This is a genomic window from Roseateles koreensis (assembly GCF_028595305.1).
GTDB classification, from domain to species: Bacteria; Pseudomonadota; Gammaproteobacteria; order Burkholderiales; family Burkholderiaceae_C; genus Paucibacter_A; species Paucibacter_A koreensis.
On record NZ_JAQQXS010000006.1, the window covers coordinates 52,662 to 78,496 of the forward strand.

Here is a 25,835-nt window from a genome sequence, read left to right on the forward strand (position 1 = left end):
CAAGAGGAGAGACACGATGGGTTTGTTCAATAAAGTCACCAAGACCTTCCAATGGGGTAACCATGCCGTGACGATGGAAACGGGCGAGATTGCCCGCCAATCCAGCGGCGCCGTGGTTGTGGACATTGAAGGCACCGTGGTGCTGGCCACCGTGGTCGCCAAGACTGAGGCCAAGGCCGGGCAAGATTTCTTCCCGTTGACCGTGGACTATCTGGAAAAGACCTACGCCGCCGGCAAGATCCCCGGCAGCTTCTTCAAACGTGAAGGCCGCCCCAGCGAGCTGGAAACGTTGACCAGCCGCCTGATCGACCGCCCGATTCGTCCGCTGTTCCCTGAAGGTTTCTACAACGAAGTTCAGGTGGTTGTTCACGTGCTGTCGCTGAACCCTGAGGTGCAGGCCGACATCGCCGCCCTTATCGCTTCCAGCGCCGCGTTGGCTGTGTCCGGCATTCCGTTCAATGGCCCAATCGGCGCTGCGCGCGTGGGCTATGTCAATGGCGAGTACATCCTCAACCCCGGCAAGACCGAGCTGGTGAACAGCAAGATGGACCTGGTTGTCGCCGGTACGCAAGCTGCCGTGCTGATGGTGGAATCGGAAGCCGACGCCTTGAGCGAAGAAGTCATGCTGGGCGCTGTGGTGTTCGGTCATGAGCAAGGCAATGTCGCCATCGCCGCCATCAACGAGTTGGTGCGTGAAGCCGGCAAGCCGGTTTGGGATTGGCAAGCTCCGGCCAAGAACGAGCCGCTGATCGCCAAGGTTGGCGCCCTGGCCGACGAGGCCCTGGCCGCTGCCTACCAAATCCGCAACAAGCAAGCCCGCACGCAAGCTTGCCGCGCCGTGACTGCTAACGTCTTCGCTGCACTGAAGGCGGATGGCGTTGAGTTTGACAAGGTGGAAGTGGAAAGCCTGCTGTTCGAGATCGAAGCCCGCATCGTGCGCGGCCAGATCCTAGCCGGTGAGCCCCGCATCGACGGCCGCGACACCCGCACCGTGCGCCCCATCGAGATCCGTAACTCCATCCTGCCCCGCACTCACGGCTCGGCCCTGTTCACGCGTGGCGAGACCCAGGCCCTGGTGGTTGCCACGCTGGGTACCGATCGCGACGCCCAGCGCATCGACGCGCTGGCTGGCGAGTTTGAAGACCGCTTCATGCTGCACTACAACATGCCTCCCTTCGCTACGGGCGAAACGGGTCGCGTGGGCAGCCCCAAGCGCCGCGAAATCGGCCACGGCCGTCTGGCCAAGCGTGCACTGATTGCCGCTTTGCCGAACAAAGAAGACTTCCCCTACACCATGCGCGTGGTGTCGGAAATCACCGAGTCCAACGGTTCCTCGTCCATGGCCTCGGTCTGCGGCGGCTGCCTGGCTTTGATGGACGCCGGCGTGCCGATGAAGGCGCACGTGGCGGGTATCGCCATGGGCTTGATCAAGGACGGTAACCGCTTCGCCGTGCTGACCGACATCCTGGGTGACGAAGATCATCTGGGCGATATGGACTTCAAGGTGGCCGGCACCACGGGCGGCATCACCGCCTTGCAGATGGACATCAAGATCCAGGGCATCACCAAGGAGATCATGCAGGTCGCGCTGGCGCAAGCCAAGGAAGCCCGTCTGCACATCCTGGGCAAGATGGTGGAAGCCATGGGCACGGCCAATACGGAAGTAAGCCAGTTCGCGCCGCGTCTGTACACCATGAAGATCAACCCCGAGAAGATCCGTGACGTGATCGGCAAGGGTGGCGCGACCATCCGTGCGCTGACCGAAGAAACCGGCACCACCATCGATATCGGCGAAGACGGCACTATCACCATCGCCTCCACCGATGCCGACAAAGCCGAGCACGCCAAGAAGCGCATCCAGGAGATCACGGCCGAAGTCGAAATCGGCAAGATCTACGAAGGCCCGATCACCAAGATCCTGGACTTCGGTGCCCTGGTCAATCTGCTGCCAGGTAAGGACGGTCTGCTGCACATCAGTCAGATCGCCCACCAGCGCGTCGAGAAGGTGACTGACTTCCTCAAGGAAGGCCAGATCGTCAAGGTCAAGGTCATGGAGACCGACGAAAAGGGTCGCATCAAGCTGTCGATGAAGGCCCTGATCGACCGTGACGCTGCGCCCGCTGCCGCGCCTGCTGCACCCGCAACACCGGCCGCTGAAGAAGCACAGCAGTAATCGCCGCGCCGTTCAGCGGAACCCTGCATGAAAGCCATCGCCATCAACCGCCCCGGCGGCCCTGACGTGTTGCAACTGATCGAGCGCCCCGATCCCCAGCCAGGGGCAGGGGAGTGCTTGATCGCGGTGGAAGCCTATGGCATCAACCGCCCAGACGTTTTGCAGCGCAAGGGGGCGTACCCACCACCGCCCGGTGCCAGCGATTTGCCTGGTCTGGAAGTGGCCGGCCGTATCAAAGCGGGTGACGCTGCGGCCTTGGCTGAAGCTGGATTCAAGCTGGGCGATGCCGTTTGCGCCCTGGTGCCTGGCGGCGGTTATGCTGAGCTTTGCGTGACGCCGGTGGGGCAATGCCTGCCGGTCCCTGCGGGCTGGTCCATGGCCGAGGCGGCCAGCTTGCCGGAAACTTTTTTCACCGTTTGGTCAAATGTGTTTGAGCGGGCGGGCTTGACGGCCGGTGAGTCCTTGCTGGTGCACGGTGGCAGCAGCGGCATCGGGGTGGCGGCGATTCAGATGGCCAAAGCCCTGGGCTCGCGGGTCATCGTGACGGTCGGCAGTGCTGACAAAGCCGCCGCTTGTTTGGCCTTGGGGGCTGAGCTTGCCGTCAACTACAAGTCGCAGGACTTTGTTGAGGCGGTCAAGTCTGCGACCGACGGCCGGGGTGTTGATGTGATCCTGGACATGGTGGCAGGCAGTTATGTCGAGCGCAATGTCCAGTGCTTGGCGGAGGATGGCCGCATGGTCATCATTGCAGTTCAGGGCGGCGTTGACGCTAAGTTTGATGCGGGTGCGGTACTGCGTCGGCGGTTGACGATCAGTGGGTCGACATTGCGCCCGAGGTCGCTGGCGTTCAAGGCGGGCATTGCCCGTGCGTTGCGGGATCGGGTCTGGCCTTTGCTGGAGGCGCGCAAGATTCAGCCGGTGATTTATCGCAGCATGAAAGGCGATCAAGCGGCGGAGGCGCACGCCTTGATGGAAGCCGGCGAACATGTCGGCAAGATTGTTCTGAGCTGGTGATTGGCAAGATAAGGTGATGAATATGCGTAAGAAGCTGGTCGTCGGCAATTGGAAGATGCATGGCAATCGTGCCAGCAATGCGGCCCTGCTTGCAGGGCTGCGAGAGGCGGGCCCCTGGAGCGCCGATGTGGCTGTTTGCGTGCCGTTTCCTTACATTGCTGAAACGGCTTTGGCCTTGACGGGCCAAGCTGTTTTGTTTGGCGCGCAGGACTGTTCCGCGCATGAGCAGGGGGCCTATACCGGTGAAGTGTCATCGGCGATGTTGGCCGATCTGGGCTGCCGTTATGTGATCGTCGGCCATTCGGAGCGACGCGCCTACCATGCGGAAAACGATCAACTCGTGGCGGACAAAGCCAAGGCGGCCTTGGCTCACGGTGTGACGCCGATTGTTTGTGTGGGTGAGACTCTGGCTGAGCGTGATGCAGGCCAGACTGAAAGCGTGGTCAAGCGTCAACTCGCTGCGGTGATTCACACCTTGACCCATTGCATTGGTGAAATCGTACTGGCCTATGAGCCTGTGTGGGCGATTGGTACGGGCCTGACTGCCAGCCCCGAGCAGGCGCAGGCTGTGCACGCGGTGCTGCGCAAGCAGTTGCAGGCGGCCACGCAAAAGGCGGATTCGATGCGCATTCTGTATGGCGGCAGCGTCAAGCCTGACAACGCTGTGCAGTTGTTTGGCATGCCGGATATTGACGGCGGGCTCATTGGCGGCGCGGCTTTGAAGGCGGCGGACTTCGGCGCCATTTGTCGCGCGGCGAATTAAGACGGCTGATTGAAACGACGAATTTTTTGAGATTTTTGGAGCTTTTGAGATGCAATTCTGGATGAATTTGGTGTTGGTGCTGCAACTGCTGAGCGCGCTGGTCATGATTGGCTTGGTGTTGGTTCAGCACGGCAAGGGTGCCGATATGGGGGCCTCGTTTGGTAGCGGTGCCTCGGGTAGCCTGTTCGGTGCCACGGGCAGTGCCAACTTTTTGTCGCGCAGCACGGCGATTTGCGCCACCTTGTTCTTCATCTGCACGCTGACGCTGGCTTATTTGTCAAACGGCCGGTCTGCTGGTGTCGCGAGCGATTCGATTCTTGATAAGGCGGCTCCCGCTGCAGTGGCTGCCTCTGGCGCCGCTGCAATCCCGGGTGCCGCACCTGCAGCCATCACTGTGGCACCTGCTGCGGCCTCTGCGGTTTCGAAGTAACTATTTTTGAGTGCACCCTGGGCGTCGTGCTGAAACCGACTGCACAGCTGGGTGTGCAGGGGCGGGGCACTTGGGGCCGCTGCCGCAGTTGTTGTGGTGGCGTCAAGAAATCAAGGCCGGATTTCAAGAAATTGTTCTGAACTTACCGAAAGTGCATTTTTTTCGGTATAGAATCCAAGGCTGACTAGAGAGCAATTCCTCACGCAAACCTAGTCGAAGAAGTATCAAGCCGTCGTGGTGAAATTGGTAGACACGCTATCTTGAGGGGGTAGTGGCGAAAGCTGTGCGAGTTCGAGTCTCGCCGACGGCACCAGATCATCGGTTAGTATTCAAGGGTTGGAGCCCGCAGAATATTGGCCAGGAGCGCCTCGTTGCGGATTTGTGAATGAATTTCATAAATGCCGCAGGGGACCAGGCGGGCGCAGTCCGTAAGCGAATGAAGAATTTGCTGGCGGGGCGCCCGTTTCTTTTGTGGATATCACTACGCAGGGTCAGGAGACCCTTTGCAGTTTTGAGAGAGCGTCACCCATGAACTTGGATCAGTACCTACCCGTCATCCTCTTCATCCTGGTCGGCGCCGGCGTCGGCGTGGCGCCGCAACTGCTCGGCGCCCTCTTGGGTCCCCATCGGCCGGATCAGGCCAAAAACTCCCCTTATGAATGCGGCTTTGAGGCCTTTGAAGATGCACGAATGAAATTCGACGTGCGTTATTACCTCGTTGCCATTTTGTTTATTTTGTTTGATCTGGAAATTGCGTTTCTCTTTCCCTGGGCGGTCACGCTGAAGGAAATTGGTTCGACAGGCTTCTGGGCGATGATGATTTTCCTGGGCATTCTGGTCGTAGGTTTTGTCTACGAGTGGAAAAAGGGCGCCCTGGACTGGGAGTAATTGTTGGCCTCTCGCCCAAGGGCTTTCTTGGGCGGCCCCTCACTGAGGGGCGCCAGCCTGAAGGCTGGCATGACGGGCCGGCTTGGGAGCGGCTCGGCGCTCGGCCCGCAAGGGCTAGTCAGAATGGAAGCTCGATATGGGTATCGAAGGCGTTTTGAAGGAAGGCTTTGTCACCACCTCGGTTGACAAGCTCATCAACTGGTCCAAGACCGGTTCTCTGTGGCCCATGACCTTTGGTCTGGCCTGCTGCGCGGTGGAGATGATGCACGCAGGTGCGGCGCGTTATGACATCGACCGTTTTGGCATGTTGTTCCGCCCCAGTCCGCGTCAGAGTGACCTGATGATCGTGGCCGGCACCTTGTGTAACAAGATGGCACCGGCCCTGCGCAAGGTGTATGACCAAATGGCCGAACCGCGCTGGGTCTTGTCCATGGGCTCGTGCGCGAACGGTGGCGGTTACTACCACTACAGCTACTCCGTCGTGCGCGGCTGTGACCGCATCGTGCCGGTCGATGTGTATGTGCCTGGCTGCCCGCCCACGGCGGAGGCCTTGTTGTACGGCATCTTGCAGTTGCAAGCCAAGATCCGCCGCGAAAACACCATCGCACGCTGAGACGCAGGGGTTCCAACACGATGAGCAAACTCGACACCCTGAAGCTGGCCCTGGAAACGGCGCTTGGCGGGAAGATTCAAAACATCAAGACGGCCTTGGGTGAAGTCACCCTGCAAGTTGCCGCTGCCGACTATCTGGCCGTTGCCAAGATTTTGCGTGATCACTCGGAGTTGCGCTTCGAGCAGTTGATCGACCTGTGCGGCCTGGACTACAGCACCTACTGCGATGGCGCCCATGAAGGTGCGCGCTATGCCGTGGTCAGCCACTTGCTGTCGGTCAATAAGAATTGGCGCTTGCGTTTGAAGGTCTTCTGCCCGGACGACGCTTTTCCCTGCGTCGCTGCGTTGACCCCGGTCTGGAATTCGGCCAACTGGTTCGAGCGCGAAGCTTTCGACCTCTTTGGCATCATTTTCGATGGCCACGAAGACCTGCGTCGCATCCTGACCGACTACGGTTTCATCGGCCACCCGATGCGCAAGGACTTCCCGACCTCCGGGCATGTCGAAATGCGCTACGACGCTGAAGCCAAACGCGTGATCTATCAACCCGTGACGATCGAGCCGCGTGACATCACGCCGCGCATCATCCGCGAAGACAATTACGGCGGACTCTGAACATGGCTGACATCAAGAATTACACCCTCAACTTCGGGCCTCAGCACCCGGCCGCCCACGGCGTGTTGCGCCTGGTCCTGGAGTTGGACGGCGAAGTCATCCAGCGCGCTGATCCGCACATTGGTCTGCTGCACCGCGCCACCGAAAAACTGGCCGAGAGCAAGACCTACATCCAGTCGCTGCCGTACATGGATCGATTGGACTATGTGTCCATGATGTCCAACGAGCAGGCGTACTGCATGGCCATCGAAAAGATGCTGGGCATTGAGGTGCCCCTGCGTGCGCAGTACATCCGCGTGATGTTTGCTGAAATCACACGCTTGCTGAATCACCTGATGTGGATTGGCGCTCACGGCCTGGACTGTGGCGCCATGAACGTGCTGATTTACGCGTTCCGGGAGCGTGAAGACCTGTTCGATATGTATGAGGCCGTCTCTGGCGCGCGCATGCATGCGGCGTATTTCCGTCCGGGCGGTGTGTACCGCGATCTGCCGGACTCCATGTCGCAGTACACGGTGTCGAAGATCAAGAACGCCAAGGCGATTGCTCGTTTGAATGAAAACCGGTCGGGCAGCTTGCTGGACTTCATCGAAGACTTCTGCAAGCGTTTTCCGAAGAACGTTGATGACTACGAAACACTGCTGACTGATAACCGCATCTGGAAGCAGCGTACCGTGGGTATCGGCGTCGTGTCGCCTGAGCGGGCGTTGAATATGGGCTTCACCGGCCCGATGCTGCGGGGTTCCGGCGTGGCCTGGGACTTGCGTAAGACGCAGCCTTACGACGCCTATGCGGCGCTGGACTTTGATGTTCCGGTGGGTACCAACGGTGACACCTATGACCGCTATGTGGTGCGTGTCGAGGAAATGCGTCAGAGCAATCGCATCATTCAGCAGTGCGTGGCTTGGCTGCGTGCCAATCCTGGCCCGGTGATTACCGACAACCACAAGGTGGCGCCACCGGCGCGTGTCGACATGAAGTCGAACATGGAAGAGTTGATCCACCACTTCAAGCTCTTCACCGAGGGCTTCCATGTGCCCGAAGGCGAGGCCTATGCGGCTGTGGAGCACCCGAAGGGCGAGTTCGGCATCTATATGGTGAGCGATGGCGCCAACAAGCCGTATCGACTGAAGATCCGCGCACCGGGCTTTGCGCATTTGGCCGCACTCGATGAGATGTCTCGCGGCCACATGATTGCGGATGCGGTGGCCATCATCGGCACCATGGACATTGTGTTCGGCGAGATTGATCGCTGAGAAAGACCGGGAACAGCGATGAGCACCCCTGAGACCTATCAATTGAGCGAGGCGACTGCCGCGCGGTTTGCCCGCGAAGTTGCCAAATATCCTGCCGATCAAAAGCAGTCGGCCGTGATGGCCTGCCTGGCCATCGTGCAACAAGAGCTTGGCCACGTGTCGCGCGCTAGCGAGGACGCCATTGCGGCCTACCTCGGCATGCCCGCCATCGCGGTGTACGAGGTCACCACTTTCTACAACATGTACAACCAGCGCAAGCTGGGTCAGTTCAAGCTGAACGTTTGCACGAATCTGCCTTGCCAGTTGCGTGACGGTCAGAAGGCGCTGAACCATTTGTGCGAAAAGCTGGGTGTGGAAGAGGGCGGCACCACGGTCGATGGCCTGTTCACGGTACAGAAGAGCGAGTGCCTGGGCGCTTGCGCCGACTCGCCGGTGATGCTGGTGAACGATCGTCAGATGTGCAGCTTCATGAGCCCCCAGCGTTTGGACGAGCTGGTCGATGCGCTCAAGGCACACGCTGCCGCCCATCCAATCGCCGCCACGGCCGCCACGAACTGAGGGATGGAAGGAACTATGCTGGATCTCTCCAAATTTCAGTCCACCGGCCAGGAAACCTGTTTCCATGATCGCCATATCGGTGCCCAGATTTACGACGGTCTGAATGGCAAGAACTGGGGCCTGCAAGACTACATCGCGCGTGGCGGTTATGCCGCTTTGCGCAAGATCCTGAAAGGCGAGGGCGCACCTGAAGGCACGCCCCTGACGCAGGATCAAGTTATTGCCGAAGTGAAGGCCTCGGGCCTGCGCGGGCGCGGTGGCGCGGGCTTTCCCACGGGCTTGAAGTGGAGCTTCATGCCGCGCCAATTCCCGGGTGACAAGTACCTGGTGTGCAATTCCGACGAAGGTGAGCCGGGGACCTGCAAAGACCGCGACATCTTGATGTTCAACCCACACATCGTCATCGAAGGCATGGCCATTGCCGCCTTCGCGATGGGCATCAAGGTGGGCTACAACTACATCCACGGCGAAATTTTCGAGGTGTATGAACGCTTCGAAGCCGCGCTGGAAGAAGCGCGTGCCGCCGGTCTGTTGGGTGACAACATCCTGGGCTCGGGCTTCAGCTTCCAGCTGCATGGCCACCACGGGTTTGGTGCCTACATCTGCGGTGAAGAAACGGCCCTGCTGGAGTCGCTGGAAGGCAAAAAGGGCCAACCGCGCTTCAAGCCGCCGTTCCCCGCCAGCTTCGGCCTGTATGGTCGTCCGACGACGATCAACAACACCGAGACGTTTGCTGCGGTGCCCTGGATCATCCGCAACGGTGGTCAGCCTTATCTGGAAATCGGTAAACCTAACAACGGTGGCACCAAGATCTTCTCGATCTCGGGCGATGTGGAGCGTCCGGGCAATTACGAAATTCCGCTGGGCACGCCGTTCTCCAAGCTCCTGGAGCTTGCTGGCGGGGTTCGCAAGGGCCGTCAACTGAAGGCGGTGATCCCTGGTGGATCGTCGTCGCCCGTGCTGCCGGCCGAAGTGATGATGGCCTGCACCATGGACTATGACTCGATCGCCAAGGCCGGCTCCATGCTGGGCTCTGGCGCGGTCATCGTGATGGACGACAGCCGTTGCATGGTGAAGAGCCTGCTGCGCCTGAGCTACTTCTACGCCCACGAAAGCTGCGGCCAATGCACCCCTTGCCGCGAAGGCACGGGTTGGATGCACCGGGTGGTGGAGCGCATCGCCACGGGCCACGGCAAGCCGGAAGACATTGATCTGCTCAATTCGGTGGCCGACAACATCCAAGGCCGCACTATTTGCGCCTTGGGTGATGCGGCGGCCATGCCGGTGCGCGCCATGATCAAGCACTTTAAACATGAGTTCGTTCATTTGATCGAACACAAGAAGCCTCTCGTGCCGGCCGCGGTCTGAAGCAGCAGGACAGGACAAGCAATGATTGAAATCGAACTCGACGGTCAGAAGGTAGAGGTTCTGGAAGGCAGCATGGTCATGCATGCAGCTGAAAAGGCCGGCACCTACATCCCGCATTTCTGCTATCACAAAAAGCTCTCCATCGCCGCCAATTGCCGCATGTGCTTGGTGGACGTTGAGAAGGCGCCCAAGCCCATGCCTGCCTGCGCCACACCGGTCACGCAAGGCATGATTGTGCGCACCAAGAGCGACAAGGCCCTCAAGGCCCAGCAAGGCGTGATGGAGTTTTTGCTCATCAACCACCCGCTGGACTGCCCCATCTGCGACCAGGGCGGTGAGTGTCAGTTGCAGGATCTGGCGGTGGGCTATGGCGCCGGCAAGTCGCGCTATACCGAAGAAAAGCGCGTGGTCTTCCACAAGAATGTCGGCCCGCTGATTTCCATGCAGGAAATGAGCCGCTGCATCCATTGCACCCGCTGCGTGCGCTTTGGCCAAGAGATCGGCGGCGTGATGGAACTCGGAATGGCCCATCGCGGCGAGCACTCCGAGATCCAGACCTTCGTTGGCCGCTCGGTGGACTCTGAGCTCTCCGGCAACATGATCGACATCTGCCCGGTCGGCGCCTTGACCAGCAAGCCTTTCCGCTACCAGGCTCGCACCTGGGAGTTGTCGCGCCGCAAGAGTGTTAGCCCGCACGACAGCACTGGTGCCAATCTGGTGGTGCAGGTCAAGAACAATCAAGTCTTGCGTGTGGTACCGCTAGAGAACGACGATGTCAATGAATGCTGGATCGCAGACCGCGACCGCTTCTCTTATGAGGCGCTGAATAGCGACGCACGCCTGACCCAGCCCATGATCAAGCAGGGTGGGGCCTGGAAGACCGTCGACTGGACCGCTGCGCTTGAGTACATCGCCAACGGGCTGAAGGTCATCAAGGCCGAGCACGGCGCCGCCGGAATCGGCGCGCTGGGCTCTGCGCACAGCACGGTTGAAGAGCTGCATCTGCTTGCCGCCCTGGTGCGTGGCCTGGGCAGCGACAACATCGACACCCGCTTGCGCCATGCCGATTTTGGCAATGTGGCACCGGAAGGGCAGGCCCAATGGTTGGGTACCTCCATCGCTTCGCTGTCGACGCTGGACCGTGCGCTGGTCGTTGGCTCCTTCCTGCGCAAAGATCATCCTTTGTTTGCACAACGCCTGCGCCAAGCGGCCCGCCGCGGTGCGCAGATCAGCAGCATTCACGCCAGTGAAGACGATTGGCTGGTGCCTGTGGCCGCCCGTATCACCGTGGCGCCCAGTGCTTGGGTACAGGCCTTGGCTGATGTGGCTGCTGCGATTGCCGGCGCCAACGGCGTGCAAGCGCCCGTGGCAGGCCAGGTGACGGCAGAGGCACAAGCCATTGCGGCCTCCTTGTTGTCGGGCCAGCGCAAGGCGATTCTGCTCGGCAATGCGGCTGCGGAACATCCTCAAGCCACGAGCCTGCTGAGCCTGGCCAACTGGATCGCTGCTCAGACCGGCGCCAGCGTGGGGTACCTGACGGCTGCGGCCAATACCGTGGGTGCACAGTTGGTAGGCGCTCTGCCCAAACAAGGTGGTTTGAACGCCGCCCAAATGCTGGGCGCTGCAGCGGGTTCGGCCGCGCTGAAGGGCTTGATTCTGTTGAACACCGATCCGGTGCTGGACAGTGCCAATCCGGCCGCTGCCGCCAAGGCGCTTGCCGCCATCGACATGGTCGTGGTGATGAGCCCCTTCAAGACCGGGTTGGACTACGCCGACGTGCTGCTACCGACGGCGCCGTTCACCGAGACCTCGGGCACCTTCGTCAATGCCGCAGGTCGCGCCCAAAGTTTTGTGGGTGTGGCCAAGGCACTGGGCGAAACACGCCCTGGTTGGAAGATTTTGCGCGTCTTGGGCAATTTGCTGGCCCTGAATGGCTTCCAGCAGGAGAGTTCAGAGCAGGTTCGCACCGAGGCACTGGGTGTGGACATGGATTTGTCCGCCAAGTTGAACAACGCGAGCACGGCTTCGGTCGAGTTGGCAGCAGCGCAGGGTGGTATCGAGCGTTTGGCAGATCTGCCGATCTACGCCGTAGATGCCTTGGTCCGCAACGCCAGTTCACTGCAACTCACCACCGACGCTCGTAACGCTGCGCAAGCCGGCTTGCCGCAAGCCTTGTGGACCCAACTGGGTTTGGTGGCCGGCGACAGCGTGCGCATCGGCCAAGAGGGCGCAGGCACGGCTCAACTGGCGGCGCGTCTGGATGTGAAATTGCCTGCGAATGTGGTGCGCGTTCCTGCGGGTTTGCCTGAAACGGCAGCTCTGGGCGCTTCCTTCGGCAGCCTGACTGTCACCAAGGTTTGAAACAGGGACAGCGAGAATCACCATGATTGATAACCTCTACCAATCCGGCGCCGGGCTGCTCGGCGGCGCCTGGCCCGTTGTCTGGACCCTGATCAAGATCATCGCCGTGGTCGCACCGCTGATGGTGGCCGTGGCCTACCTGACCTTGTGGGAGCGCAAGGCCATTGGCTGGACACAGATCCGCCCGGGACCGAATCGCGTTGGCCCCTACGGCCTGCTGACCCCCATCGCCGATGCGGTCAAGCTGATCTTCAAGGAAGTGATCCTGCCCACGGCAGCCAACAAGGGCTTGTTCTTCCTGGGCCCCATCATGACCATCATGCCGGCCCTGGCCGCCTGGGCCGTGATTCCGTTTGGCCCTGATGTGGCGCTGGCCAATGTCAACGCGGGTTTGCTGCTGATGATGGCCATCACCTCCATCGAGGTGTATGGCGTGATCATTGCCGGTTGGGCGTCCAACTCCAAGTACGCCTTTCTGGGCGCGCTGCGTGCTTCCGCACAGATGGTCAGTTATGAAATCGCCATGGGTTTCTGCCTGGTGGTGGTGCTGATGGTCAGCGGCACCATGAATATGAGCGCCATCGTGGTGGGGCAGGGCAAGGGCCTGTTTGCGGGCATGGGCTTGTCCTTCTTGTCCTGGAATTGGTTGCCGCTGTTCCCGATCTTCATCGTCTTCTTCATCTCTGGCCTGGCTGAAACCAACCGCCACCCCTTCGACGTGGTGGAAGGTGAATCGGAAATTGTGGCCGGCCACATGATCGAGTATTCGGGCATGTCTTTCGCCATGTTCTTCTTGGCTGAATACGCCAACATGATCTTGGTCTCCATCTTGACCGTGACCTTGTTCCTCGGCGGCTGGTTGTCACCGATTGCGGCGCTGGACTTCATCCCGGGTTGGATCTGGCTGGGCCTGAAGACTTTCTGTGTCGTTACCGTCTTCCTGTGGGTGCGCGCCTCCTTTCCGCGCTACCGTTATGACCAGATCATGCGTCTGGGCTGGAAGATTTTCATTCCTGTGACTTTGGTCTGGCTGGTCGTGATTGGCCTGTGGATTCAGTCGCCCCTGAACATTTGGAAGTGAGCTGAGGCCTCTATGTCAGCAGTGAGTTCCACCTTCAATTTCTTCAAGAGCTTCCTGCTCTTGGAACTGGTCAAGGGCCTGGCCCTGACGGGTCGTCATTTCTTCGCACGCAACATCACGGTGCAGTTCCCGGAAGAGAAGACGCCGCTGTCTCCGCGCTTCCGTGGCCTGCACGCGCTGCGCCGTTATGAAAATGGCGAAGAGCGTTGCATCGCCTGCAAACTGTGCGAAGCGGTGTGCCCGGCCATGGCCATCACCATCGAGTCCGACGTACGGGCGGACGGCTCGCGCCGCACCACGCGCTACGACATCGATTTGACCAAGTGCATCTTCTGTGGTTTCTGCGAAGAGAGCTGCCCGGTCGACTCGATCGTTGAAACCAATATCTTCGAGTACCACGGCGAAAAGCGCGGCGACCTCTACTTCACCAAAGACATGCTCTTGGCTGTTGGAGATAAGTTCGAACCGCAAATCGCAGCCCAAAAGGAGGCCGACGCCAAGTACCGCTGAAGCGGGGCCCGACCCGGCGTTGTCGCCTGGGTCAGGTCTTGCCTGTTGCGCTTGCTTGCAGGAATCGCATGGATATCACCACTGTCTTGTTTTACCTGTTTTCAGCCGTTCTGCTGGGCTCTGCTTTCCGTGTGATCACGGCGCCGAGCACCGTGCATTCGGCACTCTTCCTGATCTTGGCGTTCTTCAACGCCGCCTGCATCTGGATGCTGCTGAAAGCTGAATTCCTGGCCATCACCCTGGTGCTGGTCTATATCGGCGCCGTGATGGTGCTCTTCCTCTTCGTTGTGATGATGCTGGACATCAATGGCGATCAGGTCCGCGAAGGCTTCTGGAAGCACCTGCCGCTGGGCGGGCTGGTGGGTGCGTTTGCCGCGCTCGAAATGGCTGCGGTATTGATGGGCGGCTTCCGCCTAAATGCAGCCCCAGAACCCAGCGCCGCTGCGCTGCAACTGGGCAATACCAAGATGCTGGGCATTGCGATCTACACGCAGTACCTGTATGCGCTTGAAATCGCCGCTGTGCTGCTGGTGTTGGCCATCATTTCCGCCATCGCCCTGACGCTGCGTAAGCGCAAGGACGCACGTGGGCAGAATCCTTCCGAGCAAGTCAAGGTCAAGAAGGCCGACCGCCTGCGCATCGTGAAGATGGCGCCGACGATTGAGCTTGCGGCCGCGCCCGCAGCTGAAGCCGTCGCCGAGAACAACAAGGGAGCCGCATGATGGGTGCCGTAATCACACTGGGCCACTTCCTGACCCTGGGCGCGATGTTGTTCGCCCTGTCGGTGGTGGGCATCTTCATGAACCGCAAGAACCTGATCGTGCTGCTGATGGCGATCGAGTTGATGTTGCTGGCGGTGAACCTCAATTTCGTGGCCTTCTCGCACTATCTGGGCGATATGGCCGGCCAGGTCTTTGTGTTCTTCATCCTGACCGTGGCGGCAGCCGAGTCGGCGATCGGCTTGGCCATTCTGGTCGTGCTGTTCCGCAACCGCGCCACCATCAATGTCGATGAACTCGACGCGCTGAAGGGCTGAAGTAAGATGTCTGCACAACTTTCTCAAAACATGCTGCTGGCCGTGCCGCTGGCGCCCTTGGCTGGCGCCGTGGTGGCCGGATTCTTCGGCAAGCAGGTGGGCCGCCGCGGCGCGCACACCGTGACCATCCTAGGCGTCCTGGTGGCCTTCATCCTGTCGGCCATGACATTGAATTCGGTTGTCAATGACGGCGCCCGTTTCAACCAGACCGTCTACGAGTGGATGGTGGTAGGTGGCTTGAAGATGGAGGTCGGCTTTCTGGTCGACGGTTTGACCGCCATGATGATGTGCGTGGTGACTTTTGTGTCCCTGATGGTGCACGTCTACACCATCGGCTACATGGAAGAAGACCCGGGCTACCAGCGCTTCTTCAGCTACATCTCGTTGTTCACCTTCAGCATGCTGATGCTGGTGATGAGCAACAACATGCTGCAGTTGTTCTTTGGTTGGGAAGCTGTGGGCTTGGTCAGTTACTTGCTGATCGGTTTCTGGTACACCAAGCCGACGGCGATCTTCGCCAATATGAAGGCCTTCTTGGTCAACCGTGTGGGTGACTTCGGCTTCATCCTGGGTATCGGCCTGTTGGTGGCCCATACTGGCTCGCTGAACTACGCCGAAGTGTTCGCCAAGAAGGACGAATTGGCACAGATCGCCTTCAACGCTCCTCTTTGGGGCAGCGACTGGATGATGCTGACGGTGGCCTGCATCTGCTTGTTCATCGGTGCGATGGGCAAGAGCGCGCAGTTCCCCCTGCACGTCTGGCTGCCTGACTCGATGGAAGGCCCGACCCCCATCTCCGCGCTGATCCACGCCGCCACCATGGTGACGGCAGGCATCTTCATGGTCTCGCGCATGAGCCCCTTGTTCGAGTTGTCGGACACGGCGCTGAACTTTGTACTGGTGATTGGCTCCATCACCGCGTTGTTCATGGGCTTCATGGGCATCATCCAGAACGACATCAAGCGCGTGGTGGCCTACTCGACGCTGTCACAACTCGGTTATATGACGGTGGCGCTGGGCGCCTCGGCGTACTCGGTGGCCGTGTTCCACCTGATGACGCACGCCTTTTTCAAGGCCTTGCTGTTCCTCGGGGCGGGCTCGGTGATCATCGGCATGCACCACGACCAAGATATCCGCAATATGGGTGGCCTGCGCAAGTACATGCCCATCACCTGGATCACCTCGTTGCTGGGTTCACTGGCCTTGATCGGTACGCCGCTGTTCGCCGGTTTCTACTCCAAGGACAGCATCATTGAGGCGGTGCACGCCAGCCACCTGCCGGGCGCGTCTTTCGCGATCTTTGCAGTGACTGCCGGTGTTTTCATCACGGCGTTCTATTCGTTCCGCATGTATTTCCTGGTCTTCCATGGCAAGGAAAACTTCCGCCACAAGCCCTTCCCGGGCGAGCATGACCACCATGACGACCACGGTCATCACGAGCCGCATGTGCCGCACGAGTCCCCTTGGGTGGTGACCGCGCCGCTGGTCTTGCTGGCGATCCCCTCTGTGGTGATTGGTTATCTGACCATTCAGCCCATGCTGTTCGGCGAATTCTTCAAGGATTCGATCTTCGTCAACCACCACGCCCATGGCGCGATGGAAGAGCTGGCCGAGAACTTCCACGGTGCTGCCGCCATGGCTTTGCATGGCCTGAGCAGCCTGCCGTTCTGGCTGGCCCTGGGGGGGGTGGTGATGGCCTACGTGTTCTACATGGTGGCGCCGAGCATTCCGGCAACGCTGGCCCGAGTGTTCTCGCCCTTGGTCACGGTGTTGGAGAACAAGTACTACATGGACTGGTTCAACGAAAACGTGCTGGCCAAGTTGGCGCGTGGCCTGGGCCTGGCCTTCTGGAAGGGCGGCGACGTTGCCCTGATCGATGGCCTGGTGATCAACGGCTCGGCCCATGCGGTGGGTGGTGTGGCAGGTTTGGTGCGCCGCATTCAAACCGGCCACCTGTACTGGTATGCCTTGGTGATGATGTTGGGCGTGATTGGCCTGATGACCTGGCAGCTGTGGCCCTTTATAGGCTCCCAAATGAAGACCCTTCTGGGTTTTGGCCTGTGATCTGGGGCGGAGAACAAAAATATGTTGCTTAGTCTTGCAATTTTTCTGCCCATCGTCAGCGGCTTGATTCTGCTGGCCTTCGGGCGTGACGACCAGGCCAAGGCAGTGCGTTGGCTGGCCCTGATCGCGGCCCTGTTCAGCTTTGCGGCCACCTTGCCTTTGGTGTGCGGTTTTGATGTGTCGACGGCTGCCATGCAGTTTGTCGAGAATCAACCCTGGATCGATCGATTCAACATCCGCTACCACCTCGGTGTTGACGGCATCTCAATGTGGTTCGTGCCCTTGACGGCGTTCATCACGGTGATCGTGGTGCTCGCCGCCTGGGAAGTCATCGAGAAGCGCGTCAACCAGTACATGGGCGCCTTCTTGATCCTGTCCGGTTTGATGATCGGCGTGTTCTCATCGCTGGACGCGATGCTGTTCTATGTCTTCTTCGAAGCAACCTTGATCCCGATGTACATCATCATCGGCGTCTGGGGCGGCCCGAACCGGGTGTATGCGGCGTTCAAGTTCTTCTTGTACACGCTGGCCGGCTCGCTGCTGATGCTGATCGCCTTGCTGTACCTGTACTTGCAGTCGGGCGGCAGTTTCGACATCAGTACTTGGCACAAGCTGCCGCTGCCGATGCACACGCAGACGCTGTTGTTCTTCGCCTTCCTGGCGGCCTTCTCGGTCAAGGTGCCCATGTGGCCGGTGCACACCTGGCTGCCTGATGCCCACGTGGAGGCACCTACGGGGGGGTCCGTCGTGCTGGCGGCCATCATGCTGAAGCTCGGTGCCTATGGCTTCCTGCGCTTCTCGCTGCCGATCGCACCGGACGCCGCGCACCATTGGTCGTGGCTGATCATTGGCATGTCGCTGACGGCGGTGGTTTATATCGGCCTGGTGGCGATGGTGCAGCGTGACATGAAGAAGCTGGTGGCCTATTCGTCCATCGCGCACATGGGTTTTGTCACCCTGGGTTTCTTCATCTTCAATGAGTTGGGCGTTTCAGGCGGCCTGGTGCAGATGATCTCGCACGGCTTCGTGTCGGGTGCGATGTTCTTGTCCATCGGCGTGCTGTACGACCGCGTTCACTCGCGTGAGATCGCCGCTTATGGTGGCGTGGTCAACACCATGCCCAAGTTCGCCGCCTTCGCCTTGTTCTTCACGATGGCCAATTGCGGCCTGCCCGCCACCGCCGGTTTCGTCGGCGAATGGATGGTGATTCTGGGCACGGTCAAATACAGCTTCTGGCTCGGCGCGATTGCGTCAACTGCTTTGATCTTCGGTGCTGCCTATTCGCTGTGGATGTACAAGCGGGTGTACTTCGGCCCGGTGGCTAACGATCATGTCAAGGATTTGACTGACATCAACGCGCGTGAATTCCTGATGATGGCCTTGCTGGCAATCGCCGTGCTGGTAATGGGTATCTACCCCAAACCCTTCACTGACGTGATGGACAAGTCGGTAAGCCAGCTGCTCCAGCATGTGGGCACGTCCAAGCTGCCCGTGCTGAACGCACAATGACTAGGGCGTTGAAGAAATGAACAATATGAACTGGCTCGCGGTCTATCCCGAAATCATTCTCCTGTGCATGCTGGGCGTGATCGCCATCGTCGATCTGTTCGTCACCGACCCTGCACGGCGCCCCACTTACTGGCTGACTCAGCTGACCGTGGCGGTCGTTGGGGCGATGCACCTGTGCTACTTCAACGACGGCCAGACGGTCTACGCGATGCAAGGCCTGGTGGTGTCTGACCCGATGGGGCATCTGCTGGCCTTCTTTGCCAGTGTTGCCACCATGGCGACCCTGGTGTATGCGCGACCCTACGCTGCCTCGCGGGAGCTGCTCAAAGGAGAGCTCTTTACACTGACGCTGTTCTCCTTGCTGGGCATCTTCGTGATGGTGTCGGCCAACAACTTCCTGGTCATTTACCTGGGCTTGGAGTTGATGAGCTTGTCGCTGTACGCCTTGGTCGCCTTGCGCCGTGACCATGCGGTGTCGACCGAAGCCGCCATGAAGTACTTCGTGTTGGGGGCGCTGGCCAGCGGCTTCTTGCTCTACGGCTTGTCGATGATGTATGGCGCTACGGGTTCGTTGTCGATCCCTGAGGTCTTCAAGGTCATCAGCACCAGTGCGGCCAACAAGTCGGTGCTGGTCTTTGGCGTGGTGTTCGTGGTGGCGGGCCTGGCTTTCAAATTGGGTGCTGCGCCTTTCCACATGTGGGTGCCAGACGTGTATCACGGCTCGCCCACCGCGGTGACCCTGTTGTTGGGTGCCGCGCCCAAGCTGGCGGCCTTTGCCATCACCATCCGCCTCTTGGTGGAAGGCATGATGGGCCTGGCGCTCGACTGGCAGCAAATGCTGGTGGTGCTGGCAGTGATGTCGCTGCTGGTGGGCAACCTCGCTGCCATTGCGCAGACCAACCTGAAGCGCATGTTGGCCTATTCGACCATTGCGCAAATGGGCTTCATGTTGCTGGGCCTCGCCTCGGGTGTGGTCAACGACAACACCTTGTCAGCGGCCAATGCCTACAGCTCCGCCATGTTCTACGTCATCACCTATGTGATGACCACCTTGGGCAGCTTCGGTGTGATCTTGTTGTTGTCTCGCCAAGGCCATGAAGCTGACGAGATTCGCGACTTGGCCGGCTTGGCCAAGCGCAGCCCCTGGTACGCCCTGGTGATGACGGTGTTCATGCTGTCGCTGGCGGGTATTCCGCTGACGGCTGGTTTTTACGCCAAGTTGTCGGTTTTGCAGGCCCTGGTGGCGACCAATGTGGCGCTCTATCTGTACCTGGCCATCGGCGCAGTGGTGCTGTCGCTGATCGGTGCCTTCTACTATCTGCGCGTCATCAAGGTGATGTTCTTTGATGAGCCCACCGACAACAGCCCGCTGAATGCGCCTAGCGATGCTCGTTTGGTCTTGTCGCTGAATGGCTTGGCCGTGATCGCGTTCGGCCTGCTGCCCGGTGGTTTGATGGCATGGTGCGCCCAAGCCATCGTGAAGACGCTGGCCACCTGAGGCGCGCGTCTGCTGACAATCGGAATCATTTGATGGATCAGACGTCAGCCGTTTGGCTGGTCTTGTTGACTGCCTTGTTGGCGGCCAACGTGCCATATCTCACCGAGCGCATCTTCTTTTTTGGTCCTTTGCAGCGCCGCAAGGCGTTCATTTGGCGCTTGCTTGAGTTGCTGGTGTTGGCCGGGCTTACCGTGGGGCTTGGCTTTGCACTGGAGGCCCGCTTGGGCCAGCGCCAGCCGCAGGGCTGGGAGTTCTACGCCGCGGGTCTTTGCCTGTTTGTGACCCTGGGGTTTCCCGGCTTTGTCTGGTGTTACCTCCGTCGGGGACGTCATGCCGATTGACGAGCGCTCGGACCTGAGTCTGCGCGAACACCCTGTGCAGAGCGCACAAGTCTTCGACGGCAATTTTCTGAAGGTCCAGCGCGACGTGGTTCGTCTGCCTGACGGCAAAACCGCCACGCGCGAGTTCATCCGCCACCCCGGTGCCGTGATGATCATCCCGCTGATGGACGATGGTCGCTTGCTCCTGGAGAGGCAGTTTCGCTACCCCATGGGGCGCGTCATGCTGGAGTTTCCCGCAGGCAAGCTGGAGTCCGGCGAAGCGCCCTTGTTGTGCGCTCAGCGGGAGTTGCTGGAAGAAACCGGCTACCGCGCCCGCGAGTGGGCCTACGCTGGGGTGCTTCACAACGCCATTGCCTATTCGGACGAAGGCATTGAGATCTTCTTCGCGCGCGGCCTTGAGGCGGGTGAGCAAAATCTGGATGACGGTGAATTTCTAGAACTGGTCACCCATAGTGCCGCTGAGTTGGATCGTTGTGCGGCCGACGGCACCTTGACCGACGCCAAAACCCTCATCGGCCTACTGTGGCTGCAGCGTTGGCAGCAGGGCGCATGGCCCTTGAATTGGCGGGCGGTGGGCTGAACCTGCACGCTGCGCCGGCACTCTGTTTCCATACGTCGCTATGCTTGTACTCAATCTGGCCTGCAGCCAAGCGCATCGTTTCGAGGGCTGGTTTGGCTCCGCTGCGGACTTTGAATCCCAAACCGAACGCGGGTTGCTCACCTGCCCAATGTGCGGTGTCGATCAGATCCGGCGCATGCCCAGTGCACCTCATCTGAACGTCTCCCATTTGCGCAGCGCCAAGTTTGCATCTGCGGGTTCCGCCGTTCCCGGTCAATCGTCCATGGCGCCGGATGGGACCGCGGTTGCAACTCGCTCAACATCCCCCCCGACGACCCAGGCAAGCTCGACCCCTGATTCCGCAGAGGTGCTTCAAGCCCTGCAGTCGGTCGTCGAGAAGTGGGTCGCAGAAGCCATCGCCACGACGGAAGATGTGGGCCAGCAATTTGCCGAAGAGGCACGCCGCATTCATTACGGCGAAGCGCAGGCGCGCGGAATCCGGGGCCAAGCGACCCTTGATGAAACGCTTGCGTTGTCTGACGAGGGCATCGAGGTGATTGCCTTGCCCTTGGCACCTGGGGCCAAAAACAAGCTGCAGTGAGGCGGGTTGTCCAGGGGCGTTTTGATGTCAACAGAAGAGCAAACCTCTTTGGCACAGTTGCCCCCCTAATTCATCAGCCACGCTGACTGGATTTGGGTGATTTGACCCAGCATGACCTCTGTCACGGCCATTGATTCAGGATAAGCTCGCGCGTTGCTTTCTTGTCTATCTTGCCCGGAGTTTTTCCGATGACGCGTGCCGTTTCTTTCGTTCTTGCTGCCACTTCCCGCCCTGTCCTGATCAGCCTTTTCGCCTTGAGTGCGCTGTGCAATTTGAGCGCTTGCGGCAAGGGCGGGGCTGAGGCCAAGGCAGGTGCAGCAGCCGCTGCAAGCGCGCCGGAAGCACTGCTGATCGCGCCGGAAGATCTGCGCAGCATGACCTTGGGTGCCTATGCGCAGGGGCCCGTGATCACGGGGTCTGTTCAGCCCGAGCGCAAGGCCGATCTTCGGGCGGAGGTGTCCGCAGTTGTTCAGCAGGTGCTGAAAGAAAACGGCCAGCACGTTCATCGCGGTGAGTTGCTGGTGCGCCTGGACGACACCGCCATTCGCGACGGTTTGACTTCGGCCAATGAAGCAGCGCGAGCGGCCACGCAGACGTTTGAGCAGGCCGAGCGCCAGTTCCAGCGCTTGAAGACCTTGCACGCGCAAGGCATGAGTTCTCTGCAAGCCCTTGAAGACGCTGAACTGCGCCGCAACGGCGCGCAGAGCGATCTGGTGGCGGCCAAGGCCCGCGTCGTGTCTGCTCAGCAATTGCTGACCCGCACGGAAGTGCGTGCGCCGTTTGACGGGGTGGTCAGCGAGCGCAAGGTGTCCATTGGTGACACTGCACAGGTGGGCAAGGAATTGGTCAAGGTCATCGACCCTCACAGCATGCGGTTTGAAGGTCTGGTTTCAGCCGATCGCATGCAGGAGTTGAAGGTCGGCCAGTCGGTCAATTTCCGCGTCAACGGGTATGCCAAGACCGACTTCACGGGCACGATCCGGCGTGTCGACGTGGCGGCCAATGCGACCACGCGGCAGGTCGAGGTGTTGGTTGATTTCGAGCCCGGTCAAGGCCCCGATGTAGCCGGGCTTTACGCGGAAGGGCGCGTCCAATCCACCGAGGTGAAAAGCTTGATGTTGCCCGAAGCGTCTGTCGTTCGCGCGGGTGACGCTGCTTATGCCTGGCGCATCAAGGACGGTGTGTTGAACAAGGTCAAGGTTGAGTTGGGCGAGCGCGATGCACGCCAGGGCGCGGTCGCTGTGCGTGCCGGCTTGGTGGTAGGTGATGAGGTGCTTCGCAACCCCGGCTCCAACCTCAAGGATGGTCAGGCGGTAAAAAGGGTGGCCAGCCCGGCCGGCCCAAGCAGTTCGATGGCCTCTCTTGCCTTGAGCGGAAAATAAGACATGTTCCTCTCAGACTTCAGTATCAAGAAGCCGATAGCGGCCATTGTCATCATCATTTCCCTGATGGCATTGGGCCTGCTGGCTTTGAAGAATCTGCGCGTCAATCAGATTCCTGACGTGCAGCAACCTTTTCTGGTGGTGAATATCAACTACCCCGGGGCGTCGCCGGAAACGGTTGAGCGGGAGGTCGTCAATCGCATTGAAAAGTCGATGCAGAGCATTTCGGGCATCGATCGGGTGCGCTCCACGGCGGGTGAGGGTTATGCAAGTTTCTTCCTGATCTTCGAGTTCAAGAAGAACATGATCGAAGCCGCTGAGGAGGTGCGCAATGCCATCTCCACGGTGCGCTACAAATTGCCGACCGAAATCCGCGAGCCGGTGATCCAGCGCATCGACCCTTCGGCTGAGCCCATCATGCAGGTGGCGCTGTCGAGTACCTCGCAAAGCCACGCTGAAATCTCGCGTCTGGCGGAAGACAAGCTGGCGGACAAATTCCGCGGCATCCCCGGTGTCTCCATCGTCAATGTGGACGGGTCGCTCAAGCGTGAATTGACGGTGCTGCTGCGCGCCGAGAAATTGCGTGAATACAAAGTTTCGGTCACCGAGGTGGTGAACGCCTTGCGCAACCAGAACGTGACCGCGCCAGTTGGCAAGGTGCGGGGTGCGCTAGAGGATCAAAGCATTCGCTTGGCGGGCCGCATTGAAAGCCCCGCGGAGTTCGAGCAGATCGTGGTCAAACGCAACGGAGGCGAGCTGCTTCGCTTGGGGCAGGTGGCCACCATTGCCGACAGCTTCGCCGAGCTGACTGGCTTCAGCGTGCGCAACGGGCACCCCAATGTGGGGTTGTCTGTCAACCGGGCGCGCGATGCGTCCACCGTGACCGTGGCCGACAAGGTGCGCAAGTTGGTTGACGAGATCAACGCCACGTTGCCCGCGGGCACCCATATGGAGATCACCCGGGATGGCGGCAAGGAGGCGGAGGACAACCTCAACAACGTCATTCACGCGCTGGTCTTCGGAGCCGGTTTGACGATTTTTGTGGTGTATGTGTTCCTGAACTCCTGGCGCTCTACCTTGATCACGGCCTTGAGTTTGCCGACCTCGGTGATAGCCGCCTTCATTGCCGTGTGGTTATGCGGTTTCACGCTCAACTTCATGAGCCTGCTGGGTTTGTCACTGGCCATTGGCGTGCTGATCGACGACGCCATCGTGGTGCGTGAAAACATCGTGCGCCACATGGAGCGTGGCGCCGACCGGCGCAGCGCGGCACTCAACGGCACGGCAGAAATTGGCCTGGCCGTTGCGGCCACCACGTTCTCCATCGTGGCCGTGTTCGTGCCCGTGGCGGTCATGCCCGGCATCTCGGGGGAATGGTTTCGCCCCTTCGCCGCAACCGTGGTGGCCTCAGTCTTGGTGAGCCTGTTCATCTCCTTCACCCTCGACCCCATGTTGTCGGCGTATTGGGGCGATCCGCCGGGGCATCATCTTCTGCCCAAGACCGGTATCAGCAAGGTGCTGGGCCGTTTCAACACCTGGTTTGACCATCAGAGTGATCGTTATGGCCAGGTGATCGCCTGGGCCTTGCACCACCGCCGCTGGATGGCGGTGTTTGCAGTTTTGAGTTTGCTCGGTGCGCTTGGCTTGCAAGCCAAGTGGGGTGGCTCCAGCTTCATGCCGTCAACGGACAACGGCATGCTGGCGATCGAGGTGCGCAGCCCCGCCAGCAGCAATCTCGAGTACTCGCGCCGCAAGCTGGAAGCGGCATCTGTGTTGGCGCGTACCTTGCCTGAAACCGTCGCGACAAACAGTTATGTGAATCCGGGTGGCGGCCGTATCTATGTGGACATCGGCAAAAGCACGCAGCGCAAACGCTCTGCGGTGGAGGTTGGTGTTGAACTGCGCACACTGGTAGCGCGTCTGGTGGGCGCTGAATACGTGGTGCTGGACGACTTCAACAACGGGGCGCAAAAGCCGGTGCAAATCCGCTTTTCAGGCCCCGACTCCCGCAAGCTGCTGGCGATCACCAACGAATTCATGGCCAAACTGCGAGAGGTCAAAGGCGCCGTGGATGTGGGCTTGTCAGAGCAAGATCCGCAGAACGAGTTGCAGATCGAGTTGAACCGCGGCTTGGCCAATTCGCTGGGCATCTCGGTGGGTGATGCGGCGCAGGCGTTGCGCGTTGCCTTTGCCGGCGTTGAGGTGGGTGACTGGGTCGATCCGACCGGCGAGACGCGGGACGTCGCGGTACGCCTGCACCCTGATGACCGTGTTGACCTGAGCAATATCGAGCGCCTGCCCATCACCGTGACGGGCAGCAACCAGATGGTGCCCCTGGAGCAAATTGCCACGCTCACCATGGGCCGTGGACCCTCCAAGATTCAGCACGCTGACGGCAAGCGCACCATCACGGTGGCGGCCAATGCGCAGGGGCGGTCTGACGGTGAGGTGACGGCCGACGCGATGAAAATTGCCAAGGCCATGAGCTTTCCTCCCGGGTATGGCATTGACCTTGAAGGCTCCTCACGCGACCAGCAAGAGGTATTCGGTGCCATGGCTTTGGCCTTGGTGAGTGGCATCGGCTTGATGTACTTGATTCTCGTGATGCAGTTTGGCTCCTTTACCGCGCCGCTCGCGGTGATGCTGTCCTTGCCCCTGTCTCTCATCGGCGTGGTGTTGGCGCTGTTGCTGACCAAGGGCACGTTGAACCTGATGAGCTTCATCGGCGTCATCATGTTGATGGGCCTGGTGGCGAAGAATGCCATCCTGCTGCTCGATGCCGCCCGCCAACTTGAGCACGAAGGCATGGATCGCGAGGAGGCCTTGATGCAGGCGGGTCGCAAGCGCTTGCGACCCATTTTGATGACCACCTTTGCCTTGATCGCCGGCATGTTGCCCGTGGCCATCGGGGTGGGCGAGGGCGCGGAGTTCTATCGGCCCATGGCCGTGGCCATCATCGGCGGCACCATCACGTCCACGCTGCTGACCTTGCTGGTGGTGCCCAGCTTCTACGACAGCATCGAGCAGGCACGCGACCGCGCAATCGCCAAATTCAATCGGCGTCAGCTGCGCTGGGGCAGCTTCCCGGCCTTTGCGCTGACCTTGATTGAAGCGCTGCTGGCCTTGTTGATGATTCGCCTGCTGTGGCGCCTGGCGCTTCATTTGCTGGGCCGCCTGCGCCAAGTGCGCCAACCCTCAGCGGCCTGACCTTTCAAG

23 protein-coding genes and 1 tRNA gene are annotated in these 25,835 nt (G+C 60.1%); all 24 read left to right on the top strand.

Going from position 1 to position 25,835, the window contains the following annotated elements; translation table 11 throughout:
* Positions 1-16: 16 nt before the first annotated feature.
* The 24 genes from pnp (at position 17) to PRZ01_RS08070 (ending at position 25,826) form a co-directional block, all read left to right on the top strand.
* Complete coding sequence (gene pnp, locus PRZ01_RS07955) at positions 17-2,173, top strand: polyribonucleotide nucleotidyltransferase (RefSeq protein WP_273596238.1); 2,157 nt, start codon at positions 17-19, stop codon at positions 2,171-2,173.
* Between the two features lie 27 nt (positions 2,174-2,200).
* The gene (locus PRZ01_RS07960; RefSeq protein WP_273596239.1) at positions 2,201-3,187 is read left to right on the top strand and encodes an NAD(P)H-quinone oxidoreductase; all 987 of its coding nucleotides are present in this window, start codon (positions 2,201-2,203) and stop codon (positions 3,185-3,187) included.
* 22 nt (positions 3,188-3,209) lie between these two features.
* Positions 3,210-3,950 (top strand): triose-phosphate isomerase, encoded by a 741-nt coding sequence (tpiA, locus tag PRZ01_RS07965; RefSeq protein WP_273596423.1) that lies wholly within the window; start codon positions 3,210-3,212, stop codon positions 3,948-3,950.
* 49 nt (positions 3,951-3,999) lie between these two features.
* Positions 4,000-4,380: a preprotein translocase subunit SecG gene (secG, locus tag PRZ01_RS07970; protein WP_273596240.1), complete on the top strand. Its 381-nt coding sequence runs from the start codon at positions 4,000-4,002 to the stop codon at positions 4,378-4,380.
* Positions 4,381-4,608: 228 nt separating this feature from the next.
* A tRNA-Leu gene (locus PRZ01_RS07975) sits at positions 4,609-4,693 on the top strand.
* A 215-nt stretch (positions 4,694-4,908) separates the two neighbouring features.
* Positions 4,909-5,268 carry an NADH-quinone oxidoreductase subunit A gene (locus PRZ01_RS07980; RefSeq protein WP_273596241.1) on the top strand — a complete coding sequence of 120 codons (360 nt, stop codon included), beginning with the start codon at positions 4,909-4,911 and terminating at the stop codon, positions 5,266-5,268.
* Between the two features lie 136 nt (positions 5,269-5,404).
* A complete protein-coding gene (locus PRZ01_RS07985; protein WP_046113908.1) occupies positions 5,405-5,881 on the top strand; it encodes a NuoB/complex I 20 kDa subunit family protein in 477 nt (158 codons plus the stop codon).
* 20 nt (positions 5,882-5,901) lie between these two features.
* On the top strand, positions 5,902-6,495 hold the full coding sequence (locus PRZ01_RS07990; protein ID WP_273596242.1) for an NADH-quinone oxidoreductase subunit C: 594 nt from the start codon (positions 5,902-5,904) through the stop codon (positions 6,493-6,495).
* Between the two features lie 2 nt (positions 6,496-6,497).
* Entirely contained in the window at positions 6,498-7,751 is a 1,254-nt protein-coding gene (locus PRZ01_RS07995; RefSeq protein WP_273596243.1) for an NADH-quinone oxidoreductase subunit D, read from the top strand.
* 18 nt (positions 7,752-7,769) lie between these two features.
* Complete coding sequence (locus PRZ01_RS08000) at positions 7,770-8,309, top strand: NADH-quinone oxidoreductase subunit NuoE family protein (RefSeq protein ID WP_273596244.1); 540 nt, start codon at positions 7,770-7,772, stop codon at positions 8,307-8,309.
* 15 nt (positions 8,310-8,324) lie between these two features.
* A complete protein-coding gene (gene nuoF, locus PRZ01_RS08005; RefSeq protein WP_409993823.1) occupies positions 8,325-9,677 on the top strand; it encodes an NADH-quinone oxidoreductase subunit NuoF in 1,353 nt (450 codons plus the stop codon).
* Between the two features lie 21 nt (positions 9,678-9,698).
* Positions 9,699-12,038, top strand: a complete 2,340-nt coding sequence (gene nuoG / locus PRZ01_RS08010) for an NADH-quinone oxidoreductase subunit NuoG (protein ID WP_273596246.1) — start codon at positions 9,699-9,701, stop codon at positions 12,036-12,038.
* Positions 12,039-12,060: 22 nt separating this feature from the next.
* Positions 12,061-13,119 carry an NADH-quinone oxidoreductase subunit NuoH gene (gene nuoH, locus PRZ01_RS08015; protein WP_273596247.1) on the top strand — a complete coding sequence of 353 codons (1,059 nt, stop codon included), beginning with the start codon at positions 12,061-12,063 and terminating at the stop codon, positions 13,117-13,119.
* Between the two features lie 12 nt (positions 13,120-13,131).
* On the top strand, positions 13,132-13,629 hold the full coding sequence (gene nuoI / locus PRZ01_RS08020) for an NADH-quinone oxidoreductase subunit NuoI (RefSeq protein ID WP_273596248.1): 498 nt from the start codon (positions 13,132-13,134) through the stop codon (positions 13,627-13,629).
* Positions 13,630-13,697: 68 nt separating this feature from the next.
* Positions 13,698-14,351, top strand: a complete 654-nt coding sequence (locus PRZ01_RS08025; protein ID WP_273596249.1) for an NADH-quinone oxidoreductase subunit J — start codon at positions 13,698-13,700, stop codon at positions 14,349-14,351.
* Positions 14,351-14,665, top strand: coding sequence for an NADH-quinone oxidoreductase subunit NuoK (gene nuoK / locus PRZ01_RS08030; protein ID WP_273596424.1), 315 nt, complete (start codon positions 14,351-14,353; stop codon positions 14,663-14,665). Before PRZ01_RS08025 ends, nuoK begins: the two co-directional genes overlap by 1 nt.
* 6 nt (positions 14,666-14,671) lie before the next feature.
* Entirely contained in the window at positions 14,672-16,729 is a 2,058-nt protein-coding gene (gene nuoL, locus PRZ01_RS08035; RefSeq protein ID WP_273596250.1) for an NADH-quinone oxidoreductase subunit L, read from the top strand.
* Positions 16,730-16,750: 21 nt separating this feature from the next.
* Positions 16,751-18,238: an NADH-quinone oxidoreductase subunit M gene (locus PRZ01_RS08040; RefSeq protein WP_273596251.1), complete on the top strand. Its 1,488-nt coding sequence runs from the start codon at positions 16,751-16,753 to the stop codon at positions 18,236-18,238.
* Positions 18,239-18,254: 16 nt separating this feature from the next.
* On the top strand, positions 18,255-19,736 hold the full coding sequence (gene nuoN, locus PRZ01_RS08045) for an NADH-quinone oxidoreductase subunit NuoN (protein WP_273596252.1): 1,482 nt from the start codon (positions 18,255-18,257) through the stop codon (positions 19,734-19,736).
* Positions 19,737-19,768: 32 nt separating this feature from the next.
* Positions 19,769-20,077 (top strand): DUF2818 family protein, encoded by a 309-nt coding sequence (locus tag PRZ01_RS08050; protein WP_273596253.1) that lies wholly within the window; start codon positions 19,769-19,771, stop codon positions 20,075-20,077.
* Positions 20,067-20,657 carry an NUDIX domain-containing protein gene (locus PRZ01_RS08055; RefSeq protein ID WP_273596254.1) on the top strand — a complete coding sequence of 197 codons (591 nt, stop codon included), beginning with the start codon at positions 20,067-20,069 and terminating at the stop codon, positions 20,655-20,657. Before PRZ01_RS08050 ends, PRZ01_RS08055 begins: the two co-directional genes overlap by 11 nt.
* Positions 20,658-20,697: 40 nt before the next feature.
* The gene (locus PRZ01_RS08060; protein ID WP_273596255.1) at positions 20,698-21,237 is read left to right on the top strand and encodes a DUF1178 family protein; all 540 of its coding nucleotides are present in this window, start codon (positions 20,698-20,700) and stop codon (positions 21,235-21,237) included.
* 188 nt (positions 21,238-21,425) lie between these two features.
* On the top strand, positions 21,426-22,619 hold the full coding sequence (locus tag PRZ01_RS08065; RefSeq protein ID WP_273596256.1) for an efflux RND transporter periplasmic adaptor subunit: 1,194 nt from the start codon (positions 21,426-21,428) through the stop codon (positions 22,617-22,619).
* A gap of 3 nt (positions 22,620-22,622) precedes the next feature.
* Positions 22,623-25,826 (top strand): efflux RND transporter permease subunit, encoded by a 3,204-nt coding sequence (locus PRZ01_RS08070; RefSeq protein ID WP_273596257.1) that lies wholly within the window; start codon positions 22,623-22,625, stop codon positions 25,824-25,826.
* Positions 25,827-25,835: the final 9 nt, after the last annotated feature.

Bases quoted from the DNA above. Each gene is read 5' to 3' on its own strand.
- pnp (WP_273596238.1), top strand. From the start codon at position 17: ATGGGTTTGTTCAATAAAGTCACCAAGACCTTCCAATGGGGTAACCAT.
- PRZ01_RS07960 (WP_273596239.1), top strand. From the start codon at position 2,201: ATGAAAGCCATCGCCATCAACCGCCCCGGCGGCCCTGACGTGTTGCAA.
- tpiA (WP_273596423.1), top strand. From the start codon at position 3,210: ATGCGTAAGAAGCTGGTCGTCGGCAATTGGAAGATGCATGGCAATCGT.
- secG (WP_273596240.1), top strand. From the start codon at position 4,000: ATGCAATTCTGGATGAATTTGGTGTTGGTGCTGCAACTGCTGAGCGCG.
- PRZ01_RS07980 (WP_273596241.1), top strand. From the start codon at position 4,909: ATGAACTTGGATCAGTACCTACCCGTCATCCTCTTCATCCTGGTCGGC.
- PRZ01_RS07985 (WP_046113908.1), top strand. From the start codon at position 5,405: ATGGGTATCGAAGGCGTTTTGAAGGAAGGCTTTGTCACCACCTCGGTT.
- PRZ01_RS07990 (WP_273596242.1), top strand. From the start codon at position 5,902: ATGAGCAAACTCGACACCCTGAAGCTGGCCCTGGAAACGGCGCTTGGC.
- PRZ01_RS07995 (WP_273596243.1), top strand. From the start codon at position 6,498: ATGGCTGACATCAAGAATTACACCCTCAACTTCGGGCCTCAGCACCCG.
- PRZ01_RS08000 (WP_273596244.1), top strand. From the start codon at position 7,770: ATGAGCACCCCTGAGACCTATCAATTGAGCGAGGCGACTGCCGCGCGG.
- nuoF (WP_409993823.1), top strand. From the start codon at position 8,325: ATGCTGGATCTCTCCAAATTTCAGTCCACCGGCCAGGAAACCTGTTTC.
- nuoG (WP_273596246.1), top strand. From the start codon at position 9,699: ATGATTGAAATCGAACTCGACGGTCAGAAGGTAGAGGTTCTGGAAGGC.
- nuoH (WP_273596247.1), top strand. From the start codon at position 12,061: ATGATTGATAACCTCTACCAATCCGGCGCCGGGCTGCTCGGCGGCGCC.
- nuoI (WP_273596248.1), top strand. From the start codon at position 13,132: ATGTCAGCAGTGAGTTCCACCTTCAATTTCTTCAAGAGCTTCCTGCTC.
- PRZ01_RS08025 (WP_273596249.1), top strand. From the start codon at position 13,698: ATGGATATCACCACTGTCTTGTTTTACCTGTTTTCAGCCGTTCTGCTG.
- nuoK (WP_273596424.1), top strand. From the start codon at position 14,351: ATGGGTGCCGTAATCACACTGGGCCACTTCCTGACCCTGGGCGCGATG.
- nuoL (WP_273596250.1), top strand. From the start codon at position 14,672: ATGTCTGCACAACTTTCTCAAAACATGCTGCTGGCCGTGCCGCTGGCG.
- PRZ01_RS08040 (WP_273596251.1), top strand. From the start codon at position 16,751: ATGTTGCTTAGTCTTGCAATTTTTCTGCCCATCGTCAGCGGCTTGATT.
- nuoN (WP_273596252.1), top strand. From the start codon at position 18,255: ATGAACAATATGAACTGGCTCGCGGTCTATCCCGAAATCATTCTCCTG.
- PRZ01_RS08050 (WP_273596253.1), top strand. From the start codon at position 19,769: ATGGATCAGACGTCAGCCGTTTGGCTGGTCTTGTTGACTGCCTTGTTG.
- PRZ01_RS08055 (WP_273596254.1), top strand. From the start codon at position 20,067: ATGCCGATTGACGAGCGCTCGGACCTGAGTCTGCGCGAACACCCTGTG.
- PRZ01_RS08060 (WP_273596255.1), top strand. From the start codon at position 20,698: ATGCTTGTACTCAATCTGGCCTGCAGCCAAGCGCATCGTTTCGAGGGC.
- PRZ01_RS08065 (WP_273596256.1), top strand. From the start codon at position 21,426: ATGACGCGTGCCGTTTCTTTCGTTCTTGCTGCCACTTCCCGCCCTGTC.
- PRZ01_RS08070 (WP_273596257.1), top strand. From the start codon at position 22,623: ATGTTCCTCTCAGACTTCAGTATCAAGAAGCCGATAGCGGCCATTGTC.